14 protein-coding genes are annotated in these 14201 nt (G+C 62.1%); 5 read left to right on the forward strand and 9 right to left on the reverse strand.

The window, feature by feature from the left end; genetic code table 11:
• Window positions 1-86 precede the first annotated feature (86 nt).
• Genes PG897_RS06230 through rlmM form a run of 4 tightly spaced genes read left to right on the forward strand, consistent with a single transcriptional unit; the run spans window position 87 to window position 3142 of the window.
• Entirely contained in the window at window positions 87-1007 is a 921-nt protein-coding gene (locus tag PG897_RS06230; RefSeq protein ID WP_005303519.1) for a transcriptional regulator GcvA, read from the forward strand.
• Window positions 1000-1638, forward strand: coding sequence for an alpha/beta fold hydrolase (locus tag PG897_RS06235; RefSeq protein ID WP_201889584.1), 639 nt, complete (start codon window positions 1000-1002; stop codon window positions 1636-1638). The genes PG897_RS06230 and PG897_RS06235 overlap by 8 nt, the downstream gene beginning before the upstream one ends.
• A gap of 30 nt (window positions 1639-1668) precedes the next feature.
• Window positions 1669-2055 (forward strand): DUF423 domain-containing protein, encoded by a 387-nt coding sequence (locus PG897_RS06240; RefSeq protein ID WP_043171107.1) that lies wholly within the window; start codon window positions 1669-1671, stop codon window positions 2053-2055.
• On the forward strand, window positions 2048-3142 hold the full coding sequence (rlmM, locus tag PG897_RS06245; protein ID WP_043171109.1) for a 23S rRNA (cytidine(2498)-2'-O)-methyltransferase RlmM: 1095 nt from the start codon (window positions 2048-2050) through the stop codon (window positions 3140-3142). The genes PG897_RS06240 and rlmM overlap by 8 nt, the downstream gene beginning before the upstream one ends.
• A gap of 71 nt (window positions 3143-3213) precedes the next feature.
• On the opposite strand, the gene PG897_RS06250 is transcribed toward rlmM, so the two are convergent.
• The 7 genes from PG897_RS06250 to queF all read right to left on the reverse strand — a co-directional run bounded on the left by PG897_RS06250 (window position 3214) and on the right by queF (window position 12323).
• The gene (locus PG897_RS06250) at window positions 3214-3654 is read right to left on the reverse strand and encodes a hypothetical protein (protein ID WP_043171960.1); all 441 of its coding nucleotides are present in this window, start codon (window positions 3652-3654) and stop codon (window positions 3214-3216) included.
• A 121-nt stretch (window positions 3655-3775) separates the two neighbouring features.
• Window positions 3776-4783 carry an isocitrate dehydrogenase gene (locus tag PG897_RS06255; protein ID WP_043171959.1) on the reverse strand — a complete coding sequence of 336 codons (1008 nt, stop codon included), beginning with the start codon at window positions 4781-4783 and terminating at the stop codon, window positions 3776-3778.
• A gap of 146 nt (window positions 4784-4929) precedes the next feature.
• Complete coding sequence (xni, locus tag PG897_RS06260) at window positions 4930-5733, reverse strand: flap endonuclease Xni (RefSeq protein ID WP_005303507.1); 804 nt, start codon at window positions 5731-5733, stop codon at window positions 4930-4932.
• Between the two features lie 129 nt (window positions 5734-5862).
• Window positions 5863-7218 carry a nucleotide 5'-monophosphate nucleosidase PpnN gene (gene ppnN / locus PG897_RS06265; protein ID WP_005303505.1) on the reverse strand — a complete coding sequence of 452 codons (1356 nt, stop codon included), beginning with the start codon at window positions 7216-7218 and terminating at the stop codon, window positions 5863-5865.
• A 150-nt stretch (window positions 7219-7368) separates the two neighbouring features.
• Complete coding sequence (locus PG897_RS06270; protein ID WP_201885083.1) at window positions 7369-8976, reverse strand: GGDEF domain-containing protein; 1608 nt, start codon at window positions 8974-8976, stop codon at window positions 7369-7371.
• Window positions 8977-9066: 90 nt separating this feature from the next.
• The gene (locus tag PG897_RS06275; protein ID WP_043171957.1) at window positions 9067-11337 is read right to left on the reverse strand and encodes a hypothetical protein; all 2271 of its coding nucleotides are present in this window, start codon (window positions 11335-11337) and stop codon (window positions 9067-9069) included.
• 137 nt (window positions 11338-11474) lie between these two features.
• Window positions 11475-12323 (reverse strand): NADPH-dependent 7-cyano-7-deazaguanine reductase QueF, encoded by an 849-nt coding sequence (gene queF, locus PG897_RS06280; protein ID WP_005303498.1) that lies wholly within the window; start codon window positions 12321-12323, stop codon window positions 11475-11477.
• A gap of 158 nt (window positions 12324-12481) precedes the next feature.
• Between queF and syd the strand changes: the two genes are divergently transcribed.
• Entirely contained in the window at window positions 12482-13030 is a 549-nt protein-coding gene (syd, locus tag PG897_RS06285; protein ID WP_011705080.1) for a SecY-interacting protein, read from the forward strand.
• 69 nt (window positions 13031-13099) lie between these two features.
• On the opposite strand, the gene PG897_RS06290 is transcribed toward syd, so the two are convergent.
• Both PG897_RS06290 and PG897_RS06295 read right to left on the reverse strand, forming a co-directional pair.
• Window positions 13100-13885, reverse strand: coding sequence for a Zn-ribbon-containing protein (locus PG897_RS06290; protein WP_201885081.1), 786 nt, complete (start codon window positions 13883-13885; stop codon window positions 13100-13102).
• A 3-nt stretch (window positions 13886-13888) separates the two neighbouring features.
• Window positions 13889-14185, reverse strand: a complete 297-nt coding sequence (locus PG897_RS06295) for a DNA-binding protein (protein ID WP_005303492.1) — start codon at window positions 14183-14185, stop codon at window positions 13889-13891.
• Between the last annotated feature and the right edge of the window lie 16 nt (window positions 14186-14201).

The following is a 14201-nucleotide window of genomic DNA, read 5'->3' on the forward strand; positions in this document are numbered from 1 at the left end:
AAGCGAATTATGTTTATTCACTGGTCGACCCGCAACCGACAAATTATAATGCGGCCCATTAGAAAAACTCATCGTCGGCTGGTCTCATGTCTCGTCGTTTACCCCCGCTCAACGCACTGAAAGCGTTTGAAGCCGCGGCTCGTCATTTAAGCTTCACCCGCGCTGCGGAGGAGCTGTTCGTGACCCAGGCCGCCATCAGTCACCAGATCAAGGCGCTGGAAGAGTACCTCGGTATCAAGCTGTTTCGCCGCAAGAACCGTTCTCTGTTGCTGACCGAGGAGGGGCAGGGCTACTTCCTCGATATCAAGGACATCTTCACCTCCATCTCGGAGGCGACCGACAAGTTGCTGGCCCGCAGCGCCAAGGGCGCGCTCACCGTTTCTCTGCAGCCGAGCTTCGCCATCCAGTGGCTGGTGCCGCGGCTGGTCAAGTTCAGCGAACGTCATCCCGACATCGACGTGCGGATCAAGGCGGTGGACATGGACGAGGGCTCGCTCACCGACGACGTGGACGTGGCCATCTACTACGGACGCGGCAACTGGCCCGGCCTGCGGGCCGACAAGCTGCACACCGAGTATCTGATCCCGGTCTGTTCACCGCTGCTGCTGACCGGCCCCAAGCCGCTGCGCACCCCGGACGATCTGACCCGCCACACCCTGCTGCACGACACCTCGCGTCGCGACTGGAAGGCCTGGTTTCGCCAGCTCGACATCGATGCCCCCAACGTCAACCAGGGGCCCATCTTCAGCCACTCCACCATGGTGATCCAGGCCGCCATTCACGGCCAGGGGGTGGCCCTTGGTCACAGCGTGCTGGCCCAGCCAGAGATAGAGGCCGGTCGCCTCATCTGTCCGTTCGAGCAGGTGCTGGTGAGCAAGAACGCCTTCTATCTGGTGTGCCAGGAGCAGCAGTCCGATCAGGGCAAGATAGTCGCCTTTCGCGACTGGATGCTGGAACTGGTGGAGCAGGAGGAGGCCCGTCGTCGGGCCCGACTGGCCGATGCATGAGGTGATCCGGGAGGGGGCTGTTGATGCCCCCGTTCGCATTCTGTTGGCCCACGGCGCCGGGGCGGGCATGGAGCACGCCTTTCTGGCCGAGCTGTCACGGCTGTTGGCCGGGCCCGACATCGAGGTGGTGCGTTTCAACTTTCCCTACATGAGCAAGCGCGCCCTGGATGGCAAGCGTCGTCCGCCGGACCGGCAGCCTGTCCTGCTCGACCACTGGCGCCAGATGATCGAGGAGTTTGCCCATCCCAGACTGTTTCTGGCGGGCAAATCCATGGGTGGGCGGATGGCGGCCGAACTCTATCAGGAGAGTGAGGACGAGATGAATGCTGCAGGATTGCTCATTCTCGGGTATCCTTTCCACCCCCCGGCCAACCCCGACCGCTGGCGGGGCGAGGTGCTCAAGCAGATCAAGACGCCAACCCTGCTGTTGCAAGGGGAGCGCGATACCTTCGGCACCCGTGCCGAACTGGCTGATTTCCCCTTCTCATCCGCCGTATCGGTCCATTGGCTGACCGATGGTGATCATGGCTTCAAACCGCGCAAGAGCAGCGGTGCGAGCGAGCAGGGCAACCTGCGCCAGGCGGCCGAACGGATCAAGGATTTCATTGCGACCATCCCGGCGCGGGGTTGAGGCTGGCGCGGGACAACAAGGAGGCAAGGGATGCAATTTCATCGACATTGGCTGGTGCTGGCGGGCTTTTTCGGCCTGACGGCGACCATGCTGGGCGCCTATGGTGCCCACGGTCTGGCGGCCACCGGCATCGATCCTTCGCGTCTGGCGGCGTTCAATACCGCCGTGCAGTATCAGTTTTTTCACGCCCTGGCCCTGCTGGTGCTGGGGTGGTGCGGTGTGCGCAGCAAGGTGATCAACCTGGCTGGTTCCGCCTTTGTGCTGGGGATCCTGGGATTCTCCGGCAGTATTTACGCCATGGTGCTGCTTGGCAGCAAGGGCTTGGGGCTCATCACCCCGGCCGGTGGCCTCTGTTTTATGTTGGGATGGGCGGCCCTGATGTGGGCTGGCTGTCGTCTTGGAGGAAAGAATGAATAATCTGCTGCTTTATTGCCGCCCCGGTTTTGAGAAAGAGGCGGCGGCAGAGATCACCGAACGAGCCACTAACATGCAGTGTTATGGCTTTGCCCGGGTCAAGGACGACAGCGGCTACATCATCTTCGAATGCTACGGTGAGGAAGAGGCCGATCTGCTGGCGCGCAAGCTGCCGTTCAAGGAGCTCATTTTCATCCGCCAGATGCTGGTGGTGACCTGCGAGCTCAAGGCGCTGGATCTGGCGGATCGGATCACCCCGATCATCGAGGCGACCCGCGACTACGCCATCTGCGGTGATCTGCGGGTGGAGACGGCCGACACCAACGAGGCGAAGGAGCTCTCCGCCTTCTGCCGCAAATTCACCGTGCCGCTGCGCCAAGCGCTGCGCAGCAACGAGATCCTGACCAAGAAGGAGACTCCGAACCGTCCGGTGTTCCACGCCTTCTTCCTGGCCAACGACCATGTGTTGCTGGGTTACTCCTACTCCTTCAACAACTCCGCCTTCCACATGGGGATCCCGCGTCTGCGCTTCCCGGCCGATGCGCCGAGCCGCTCCAGCCTCAAGCTGGAAGAGGCCTTCTACGTGTTCGTACCGCGGGAAGAGTGGGACGTGCGGCTGCGCTCCGGCATGAAGGCGGTGGATCTCGGTGCTTGCCCGGGCGGCTGGACCTATCAGCTGGTGCGTCGCGACATGATGGTGACCGCGGTGGACAACGGCATGATGGCGCAATCCCTGATGGATACCGGCCAGGTCAAGCACATCCGCGATGACGGCTTTGTCTGGCGTCCCAGCAAGAAGAATATCTACTGGCTGGTGTGTGACATGGTCGACAAGCCGGCACGGGTGACCCACATGATCGCCGACTGGTTTCGCGAGGGTGATTGCCAGGAAGCCATGTTCAACCTCAAGCTGCCGATGAAGAAGCGCTACGCCGAGGCGGTGCACAACATCCAGGTGTTGCGTGAACTGCTGGCGGAGATCGACGGCGGCTTCATCATTCAGGCCAAGCAGCTCTACCACGATCGCGAAGAGATCACGGTGCACGTCTTCAACAAGTACTGGGTCTCCAAGCTCTCCCCCCAGGAGTGAAGGCTGGCTGACATGGGCTGACAAAAAGGCCGACAACCTCGAGGTTGTCGGCCTTTTTATTCGGCTTGCGTTCAGAAGCGATAGTCAAAACGCAGCGAGGATTCGCCATCGGTAAGCTTGAGCTCGATGTCGAGCGGTATGGTGCGATCGGTCGGGCTGAACTCCAGCTTGACGCCGTTGCTGCGCAGCTTGAGAGAGGTGTTCATGCCGGCGGTTTTGAACTTGATCCTGGGCTTGTGCTGCTCAAAGGAGAGGCTGACGCTCTTCTCGGCGGTCAGGTTGAGCTTCTGATAGGGAGTGACCTGATTGTTGCCATTGCTGTCGGTGACGACATCCATCCCGAAGGAGAGGGGCTTGGGGGCCTTGAGCAGGTCATTGGTATCCAGGGTGGATTGCCAGACCTGGCTGGCCGGCTGGGGGGATGGCGGCAGCTGGGGCCAGACATTCTCGACCGGTCTGTCTATTGCCATGACATTGCTGCTGATGAGCAACAGGGTAACGATAGCGCGCATAATGGATCTCCTTATCCCTTATCTATTGAACATAGTAGCCAATCGACAAAGGGGGGAGCGCGCCGTGAGATAAAACAAAGGGAGCCGAAGCTCCCTTTTTAAATCAACAAGTTGGCACCAATTACAAACGATCTATGATGGATTGGGTGAACTCGCTGGTGGAGGCGCTGCCCCCCAGATCCCGGGTCACCCGGTCGCCAGATTCGATGGTGGCGCGCACCGCTTCGCGAATGCGCTCGGCCTTCTCCTGCATACCCAGATACTCCAGCATCTGGATGGAGGCGAGGATCACCGAGGTGGGGTTGGCGATGTTCTTGCCAGCGATGTCCGGGGCAGAGCCGTGCACCGCTTCGAAGATGGCGGCGCCATCACCGATGTTGGCGCCCGGCGCCATACCGAGGCCGCCGACCAGACCGGCACACAGATCCGACAGGATGTCGCCGAACAGGTTGGTGGTGACCATGACGTCGAAGCGCTCCGGGTACATCACCAGGTTCATGCAGGCGGCATCGACGATCATCTCTTCGCTCTGGATGTCCGGGTAGCGGTTGGCCACCTCACGGGCCACTTCCAGGAACAGACCGGAGGTGGACTTGAGGATGTTGGCCTTGTGGATGATGGTGACCTTTCTGCGCCCTTCCTGACGGGCCAGCTCGAAGGCGAACTTGACGATGCGCTCGGCCCCTTCGCGGGTGATGATGCTCATCGCCTCCGCACTCTGGTTGTCATCGCTGCGCTTTTGACCGGCACCCGAGTACATCCCTTCAGTGTTTTCACGCACCGTGATGATGTCGATGTTGTCGTAACGGCTGCGGGTGCCCTTGAAGGAGAGCACGGGACGCACGTTGGCGTAGAGGTTGAACTTCTTGCGCAGGGAGACGTTGATGGAGGTGAAACCGCCACCGACCGGGGTGGTGAGAGGCCCTTTCAGGGTGACCTTGTTCTTCTCAATCAGGTCGAGTGTGGCCTGGGGCAGCAGCTCGCCGTGTTTCTCCAGCGCCACCAGACCGGCGTCCGCGTATTCGTATTCGAAGTCACAACCGGCGTGGGTCAGGATCTGGATGGCGGATTCGATGATGCTGGGGCCGATGCCGTCGCCCGGGATGACGGTAATTTTTCTTTTTGACATGAGACGTATCCACTTCTAGGGAACAGAGGGGGAGGATTCGGCGGTTTTATACCATTTCTCCACCTAACCCTCCATGTTTCTTTACATTCTATCTGTTTTTGTCAACAGCGAGAGTGAGTCCGGTCATGCTTGGCGAGATAGCATCATCAGGCATCCGGGGCGGGCGGATAACGGATCTCCCGCAGGTTGAAGCCAAGGGGGATGTCCCGCTGCAGCCGCACCAGTCGCTGGGCCAGCAGGGCCTCATCCTGGTGCTGGCGCAGCTTGAGCAAAGGCTTGGCGGCGTCTTCCTGCTGGCAGGCGGTCAGCATGGCAGCGAGATCGCCATATTGTTGCAGCAGCTGGGTGGCGGTCTTGGGGCCGATGCCGGGCACCCCCTTGATGTTGGAGCCACCGATGCCGGTCAGGGCCCAGAAGTCCACCAGCTGGGCCGGGGTCACCCCGTATTGCTGCTCGACGAAGGCGGCATCCAGCCAGCGCTTGTTGAAGTAGTCGCGGATCCGGATCTGCGGGCAGATGAGCTGGCAGAAGCCCTTGTCGGTGGAGATGATGGTGGCGCTGGCACCGTGCTGGGCAATGCCGCTGGCCAGGGTGGCGATGAGATCGTCCGCCTCGTCGGTCTGGGAGAGCAGGGCATCGACGCCGCACTCCCAGAAGGCATCCTGCAGCTCGTTCAAGCCTTCGCGCAGCTCGGCCGGCATGGGTGTGCGCCCCTCCTTGTAGGCGGGATAGACCTCCTTGCGCCAGCTGTGCACCTCGCCATCGAACACTGCGATGACGTGGGTGGGCTCGCTGCCGGCCAGCAGCTTGCGGCAGGTATTGATGAGGTTAGCACGGGTGGCGATCAACGCCTGGGCCGGAGTCAGCGCCTGCTGAGCCTGCACCGCGTGCAGCCGGCGGATGAGGTTGAGGGCATCGATGATGAGCAGGTGTGGCCTTGGGTTTGACATGGGGCACTCTTGGCAGTCGGAACGCCCCATTGTAACAAACCAGCGGGCTCAATGGGGGATTGATGGCCTAAGGGCAGGCAGCAACAAAAAAGGGGCGCGTTGCGCCCCTCGTTTCATCTGTGCTGCCCGTCAGCGCACGATTTCATAGCAGGGCACATACTGGCTGCCCGGCAGCTTCATGCGCTGCTGTTTGACGAAGCTCTCCAGCAGCTTGTCCATCAGGTGCATCAGCTCCTTGTCGCCATGGATCTTGAACGGACCCTTCTTCTCGATGGCGCGGATGCCCCCTTCCTTGACGTTGCCGGCGACGATGCCGGAGAAGGCACGGCGCAGGTTGGCCGCCAGCAGCTGGGGCGGCTGGTTGCGGTGCAGATCCAGGCTGGCCATGTTGGCGTGATCCGGTTCGAACGGCAGCTGGAACTCCGGCTCGATCTTGAGGGACCAGTTGAAGGAGTAGGCATCACCTACCGATTTGCGGTATTCGCGGATCTTCGGCATCGCCTCCTTCATCACCCGGGCCACCTCGGGCGCATCGCCGATGATGATCCGGTAGAGGCTGGTGGCCGCCTCCCCCAGGGTCGCCTTGACGAAGTCATCGATGGCGCGGAAGTAGTCGGCACTCTCTTTCGGGCCGGTCAGCACGATGGGCATGGGTTGCCGCTCGTTGGCCGGGTGCATCATGATGCCGAGCAGGTAGAGCAGCTCCTCGGCGGTGCCGACCCCGCCCGGGAAGATGATGATGCCGTGGCCGAGGCGCACGAAGGCCTCCAGCCGCTTCTCGATGTCCGGCAGGATCACCAGCTCGTTGACGATGGGGTTGGGCGGCTCGGCGGCAATGATGGAGGGTTCGGTGAGGCCGATGTAACGGCCATTGCGCACCCGCTGCTTGGCGTGGCCGACGGCGGCCCCCTTCATCGGGCCCTCCATGGCGCCCGGGCCACAGCCGGTACAGATGTTGAGCTCGCGCAGTCCCAGCTCGCTGCCCACCGCACGGGTGTACTGGTACTCGATCTCGTTGATGGAGTGGCCGCCCCAGCAGACCACCAGGTTGGGGTCGGCGCCGGGCAGGATCGCCTTGGCGTTGCGCAGGATGGCGAACACCACGTTGGAGATATGGGTGGAGCTGGTGAGGTTGACCAGCCGGTTCGACTCCAGCTGGGTCGACACATAGAGGATGTCGCGCAGCACGGAGAAGAGGTGTTCCTGAATGCCACGGATGATCTCGCCATCGACGAAGGCGTGTTCAGGGGCGTTGAACAGTTCGAGTTTGACCCCGCGCTCGCGCCGGATCACGTGAATATCAAAGGATTTGAAGCGCTCCAGTATCTCTTTGGAGCTGTCGGTATGGCTGCCGGAGTTGAGTACCGCCAGCGAGCAGTTGCGAAACAGTTGATAGATATCGCTGGAGGCGGTTTGCTTGAGGCGGTCCACCTCGAGCTGGGACAGCAAGTCCATGCTGCCGACTGGATTGATGTGCGTAATCATAGGTTCCCCTTTCACTCGCTTGTTATCGTTGTGCTTTTCCCTGGGGAGAAAACGGGATGCCCTGTGGCATCCCTTGAATTTGATAGTAGTTGCAAGCGGTGGGGCAGGGGAATAGGGGGAAAGTGCGTTTGCTGCTTTTTTAGGCGCTCGTCAGGCCAGATTCACCTGATCCCGACCCGAGTGCTTGGAGCTGTAAAGCGCCTTGTCGGCCCGCTCGAACGCATCCGTGGTGTGGTCCCCCTCCCTGAACAGGGTGGCGCCGATGGAGATGGTGATCTCGACCCTGGCATCCCGAAAGCGAAACGGAATGCTCTTGATGGTCTGGCGCAAGGTTTCCAGTGGTTTCTGGTACTTGTCCGGGTTGATGTTCGGCAGCAACACCACGAACTCCTCGCCGCCGAAGCGGGCGATGAAGTCGGTATCGCGCAGGGCCCCCTGCAGCGCTTTGGCCACTACCTTCAACGCCTTGTCGCCGGCCATGTGGCCGTAGTTGTCGTTGATGTTCTTGAAGTGGTCGATGTCGATGATGGCCAGGCACAGCGGGGTGCCGTAGCGCAGCCAGCGCTTGTATTCGAGCTCGAGCCGCTCATCGAGGGCCGCCCGGTTGTGCACCTGGGTCAGGCTGTCGAGGAACAGCTTGTGTTTCTGGATGGTGAGCCGCTTCTTGTACTCGGCGGTCTCCTCCTTCATCAGTCGCAGCTTGGCCTCCATGGTGGAGAGCCGGGTCAGCAGGTGGCGTTCGCGGGCGGCCATGGCCTCCCTGTCTTGCAGCAGCAGGCTGATGGCGCCCATGTGACCTGAGATGGCCTCCTTGAGGTCGCCCAGGGTGTCATGGCTGGCCAGGGTATGGTCGATGGCTTTGAGCTCCTGGTCGATGGCCTTGCGGGTATCCAGGGTGGCACTTTGCAGGGCCCGCCCCTCGTCGAGGGATTCGGTGAAGCTGAAGTGGACGGCCGAGAGGCTCTCGTTGAGGGTGCTGAGAAACGCCTGGGAGGCTTTGCGCTCCTCGCGGGTGCCCTCGATGATGAGCTCGATCACCTGCAGGCAGATCTCGGCCAGCAGGGGAGGGGTGATGCCATTGAGCAGCTGGCGGCGAATGTCCGCCAGGCTCTCGCCCACCGCACCGGCAAAGTCGAGCTCGGTGATGAGCCGCTGCAGCTCGTCGGCGATGTGGGCGTGGATCTTGACGTCAAAGGGGGCATCCGGCTCGGGGGCGGCCAGATCGGTGACCGCCTCAGGCTGACTGCTCTGGGCCAGCAGAGGCTGGCTGGGCAACAGCTGGATCTTGATGGCCTGCTGGTAGAACTCCAGCAGCCGGATCACCTTCTTCTGGTGATCGCCGATGCCATAGCCATCCGGGCTCGCCAGAAACTCCTTGAGGGATTTGCGGGTATCTTCCGGGAAGCCCTTGATCGCCTTGAGTTGCTTGGAGCCGAGTTCGATGGCGGACCTGGTCAGGGAGATGGACTCTTCCAGCGCGTTGCCGTGCTGCTGCAGCAGCTTCTCGATGATGGCGAGATCGGCGTCGAGGGAGGAGAGCGGCGGGTTGCCGTCGAGTTTCTGCTTGAGCTTGGCGAGCTTGTTGTCCAGCTCCCGGTCGTGACCGCGGCAGGCCTGCATCAGCTTGGCGATGAACTGGATGCTGCGGGCGCGCTCGGTATCGGAGAAGGAGACAATGCCGTCCAGCTCCAGCTGTTTTTGCTGAAGGGATTCCCTGAGTCTGGCCAGTTGTCCGGCTACGGCAGCGATATCATTCATTATTCAGGTCGCCCTGTTGTCATTATCGTTGTTGTGTTGGATAGCAACAGCGGTCGAACCCAGTTCCAGACCCAGTTGATTATCTATTCGTCACTGATCAACCGGCACTCTCTTCCGTGAAAGTTGAAGCCAATTAACCCATTGCTTTTCATGAGAAGAATTTACTTTTACCAGTCCCTTGTCAATTGCCATCAAGCAGCATTGCCACACATCCCCATTAAAAAATGCGGCCTGCTGGCAATCGATGGCAGCCAGCTCCAACCAGACGCTTTGCTGGGATTTTTCACTGAGCTGAATGGCTCCTGCCAGCGCCAGATAGCAGAGGTCGAACAGCCCGTGATGATCGAGGGCGGTAGCCGCCTTGGGCAGGAAGGGGTGGCTGACGATGCCGAGGCTGATGTGGCGATCGAGCGGATGCTGGCAAGGGAACTCGGCCAGTGCGGCGAGCAGCTCGCGGGCCAGCCGGTGCAGATCCTCCACATGACGCTGGGGCACCACATAGAGCAGATGGCCTTCGCGAAGGTCGTAGATGCGGCCATCCTGCGGGGTGAGGCCGTTGACGTAGGCACCGAAGGCCTGCTCTATCTCGCGGCTCACCTGATAGCCGTGCTGCTCCAGGCTGTTGACTAGGAAGGGGACCCGAAACAGCAGGTAGTGCAGCTTGTCGTCAAATTCGCTGCTGGGCAGTTCGCTCAGATACCAGCGCTCGGAGCGCTGCTGGCGCTTGGCCATCTCCCGCGGCCAGCGGCTCATCAGTCGCTGCCAGTTGGCCAGCCCGGTGCGTGGCTCGAGCAGCAGCGCCTCGCCCAGCTGCTTGCCCTGCAGGCGGGCGACTCGCAGCTTGAGCCAGAGGGTGAAGAAGAGGTAGATGAACAGGGTCAGCAGCAGGCCGGTTATCACGCTCGACCAGAGGTAGCGATCCTGTTGATGCTTGCTGGTGCTGAGCTGCTGCTCCAGCTCCTTGATCTGCTGTTCACGCTCCACCTGGGCGTAGTTGTCGCGGATCGCCTCCTGCTCCAGATCGACCTGCTGCTGGCGCACCTGCTCGCTGCGCTGGTGGAAGTTTTTGTAGCTCTCCAGCGCCTGTTGCAGATAGCCCTTCTGCTCGTAGGCCGCCGAGAGCAGACGGAAGATCTCGAACTGGCGCTGGGTGTCGCCGATCTGGTTGGCCAGCGCCAGCGCGTTCTCCAGCTGCAGGATGGCGATGCCCGCCTCCTTCTGCTTGAGGTGCAGCTCGCCCAGCAGCAGCAGGGTGTCGATCAGCGGCTCCTTGTCATCCCCCAGCTCGTGGGACTGGCGGGCCGCGGTGAGGTAGTTGCGGGCCAGGGTCAGGTTGCCGGTTTCCAGATAGGTTTTGCCAATTTCATACTTGAGGTTGGCGATGCGGGTGCGGTTGGTGCCCTCGTCCAGCAGATCCAGGGCGTTGAAGAAGTAGACCAGCGCCATGTTCATCTCGCCCTGCTCCCGATTGAGGCGGGCCAGCACGATGAGGGCGTCGCTCAGCAGGGAGGGGTTGCCGAGGGCGTGGAAGTAGTTGGCTGCCTCATTAGCATATTGCAGCGCCTTCTGCGGCTCCTGCTCCTCTTCATAGAGGTTCACTATCTGGTTCGACAGCAGACCGAGGAAGAGGGGATCCTGCAGGCCCCTGGCCTGCTGCTGGGCATCGATGTAGTCGCCCAGCGAGAGCTGCGGCTGCTTGAGGGCGTGGTAGAGATCGCCGCTCACCGCGCTGACCCAGGCGCTGGCCAGCGGGTTCTTGGTCTGATCCGCCCAGCGGCGGGCTTCGGCCAGCTGGCGTTTGGCCTCGTCGAACTGGTGCGCCTCTATGCTGGCATTGGTGCGCAGCAGCCGGCTGTAAACCTGCAGCTGGCTCTCTTTCAGGCTGGGGGTGCTGAGCAGGGTCTCCAGCTGACCGAGCAGGCCGCTGCTGGCACCGTGGGAGCGTTCCAGCAGGTTCTGGCTGCGGATCTTGAGGTAGAGGCCGTGGGCCTGCAGCTCCAGCTGCTGCTCCTTGGCCGCCATGGCGATGCCCTGATCGAGGGACTTCTGGGCGGCCTGGAACTGGCCCAGTTGCAGCAGGCACTCCCCCTTGAGCAGGTGGGCGCCGGTGGCCTGGGCGGCGGTGCCATAGCTCAACAGTGGCTCGCGGTAGCCGTACTCCTGGCGATTGCTGATGATTTGCTTGGGATTATTGGCCGTGCGCGCAAGGAAGGCGGAGGTGATCTGCACGCATCTGGCAGGATCGGTCAGCACCAGGGTCTGGGCCTGTTGCAGATCGATGGACAACTGCTCCTTGGCCAGATCCAGATCAGGAGCGGACAGGGAGGACATCATCATTGCCAGAAAAAACAGTTGATTCATTGGATTAAGGGCAGCACGGGAGTGAGGGCATGTTATCCAAGCCCGCCCCCGTGCGTCCAGAGTTTACTGACAGATTGCGCGCCAGCCCCGTTATCCGGGCGCTGGCGGCGCAGAGCGGCGGGGGCAGGGCCTGCGGATTATTGCCGGATCAGGCGCAGGTTGGCCGGCACTACTTCCCAGTCGCTGCGAAACGGGTTGATGTCCAGGCCGCCGCGGCGGGTGTAGCGGGCGTAGACGGTCAGCTGGCTCGGTGCGCAGAAGTGCTTGAGATCGGTGAAGATCCGCTCGATGCACTGCTCGTGGAACTCGTTGTGCTGGCGAAACGAGATGAGGTAGCGCAGCAGTTTTTCCCGGTCCAGCTGCGGGCCGCGATAGTGGATCACCACGGAGCCCCAGTCCGGCTGGCTGGTCACCAGGCAGTTGGACTTGAGCAGGTGGCTGTGCAGGGTCTCCTCCACCTCCAGGCTGCCGGCCGCACCTTGCAGCAGGTCGGCATCGAACTCGTAGCAGTCCACCTCGATATCCTGCTCGTCGATGCACTCGCCCGGCAGGGCGGCAATGTGGTGCGGAGCCTGGGCCAGCGGGAACAGGGTGACGCTCACATCGCTGCCGGCACAGGCGCTCAAATCCTTGACCAGCATGGCCTGCACCGCTTCCAGCGAGTCGCAGCGGGTCTGGTTGAAGGAGTTGAGATAGAGCTTGAACGACTTGGATTCGATGAGGTTCGCGCTGGTGGCAGGCACCGAGACCTCGCCGACGGCGACCATGGGCTTGCCTTTGGCATTGAGCCAGGAGAGTTCGTACAGGGTCCAGACGTCGCAGCCCTGGAACGGCAGCTCGCCGCCAAGACCGAGGTCGTCGCGGTTCAGACTGCGGGGCACCGGCTGCAGCAGGGCCGGGGTGTACTGGCTGATGTAGGCCGATTGCTGGCCCAGGCTCAGCCCCTGCAGGGCGCTGGCGCCGGCGTATCTATCTTGTTTGCTCATCTGTGTGACTCGAACGTTGAATGGGCGATGGCAGAGGCATGGGCCCCGCTTGGGGTGGCAAGGCGGGGAGTGCCGGCTGGCGATCCGCGCTTCACCTTGTCTGCTCATGGCTTTGATGGTGCAATAGCGGACTTTGGCAGCAATTGTGGGGAATTTCGATGTCGGATCAAGTCTTGTCTGCCCTGGAACACTTTTTTTTGCGCTGGCAGCGCGACGGCGAGGCGAGGCGAGGGCTGCCCCTGTGCGAGTGGGAGGCGGACTGGCGCTCCCCCTGCGAGCTGGATGAACCCAAGGAAGGCCGGGTCGCCTGGCGCCCGCATCGGCGCGCCGAGCCCGCCGATTTCACGGCGATGAACGAGGCGCTCGAGCTGACCCTGCACCCGGCCGCGCAGGCCCTGTTTGGTGGCTGGTTCAGCCGCCCTGTGCCCTGTCTCTACAAGGGATTGCGGCTCGAGTTTGTGCTGCCCTGGAACGAGGCGGATCTCGACCTGCTCAAGGAGAACCTCATCGGCCACCTGCTGATGCTGCGCAAGTTGAAGCGCTCACCCTCTTTGTTCATCGCCACCACTCGCAACGAGATGACGCTGGTATCGCTCGACAACGAGAGTGGTCAGGTGTGGCTGGAGTGGCTCGACTCGGGCCGCCGGTTGGTGCTGGCGCCTTCTCTGCCCGCATTCCTCGAGCGGCTGGAGACCCTGCCGCAATAAGCGGCGTCAGTCACAATGAAAAACGCCTTGCCGACCGGCAAGGCGTTTTTGTTTGGTTCACCGCCGGGCTCAGTCCTTGAAATCCCAGGAGAGGTTGGCGACCAGCCGGCAGGGATCGCACTTGAAGTCGAAGATCTCGTGCAAGGGCTCGGCCAGCGCCCACTCGCCACCGCAGCCCGGACAGGGGCGGGCTTTCTCCTCGGCCGCACTGCGGCCACCTACCCGGTAGAGGTAGTAGTAGGTGGGGATGCCGGTCAGGGCTTCCAGCCGCTTGCCGAGATCGCTGCCACGGCGCTGGAGGCGGCTGCCCACCTCACCGATTTCGTGCAGCGCCGCATGTTCGGCGATGGAGCCGTTCATCTGCAGCTGATCGCACGCCTCCCAATCCTCCTGCCACTTGATGATCTGCTTGTGGTCGCCGTTGGCAACGGCCGGCAGCCGATAGAGTGGGATGGGGGCGAAGTGATCGCCGCAGCGCAGCGGCGAGCAGGTGTGCAGGAAGCTGGTATAGAGCAGCATCCAGCTGGGACGTTCGCCATCATGGCCGCAAGGGTCGGTGCTGTCAGAGAGCAGGTCCGCCCCCTGCAGGTGGAGTTTGGGGGCGAGCAGCCCGGCCTGGTGCAGGCCCTGTTCCGCCAGCTTGACCTGCTCGCTCTGGTTGTCGGGGTGCAGGCTGTCCTGCTCCGGGCAGACCACCCGGCTGACGAAGTAGCCGTCGTGCATGCTGGTGGGGAACTCCCGGCCGAGGATCTGGCCCTGATAGCGCAGCATGTCGAGGTAGTTGACGATGGCCCGCTCGGCCTCGCCCAGCGAGGTGTCGCGATAGCACTCAAAGCAGAGTTCGAGGATGTACATGGTTCACGACTTCCCCTGCTGGAGCAGCAGCTCGGTCAACCGATCCACTTTGCGTTCGAGACGTTCGAGCCGTTCGGCAAGCTGCAACAGGGTGGGCTCGGCGGCGGGAGCGGGGGCCTCCTGCGCCGGGCTGGCGACTTCCGGGGCGGCTGCGGGTTGCTGCTTCCACTGGCTCAGCACTTTGAGCAGCTCGGCCATGGGAACGGGCTGGCCGAGGCGGGCCTTGACCATGGCGGTAGTGGGGGCGATGCCCTTGGCCGCCAGTTCATTGGCGATGCGGATGATCTCTTGGGCTGACATGAGTGCTCCTGCACGG

It is taken from the genome of Aeromonas sp. QDB20, assembly GCF_027707805.1.
Lineage (GTDB): Bacteria > Pseudomonadota > Gammaproteobacteria > Enterobacterales > Aeromonadaceae > Aeromonas > Aeromonas dhakensis.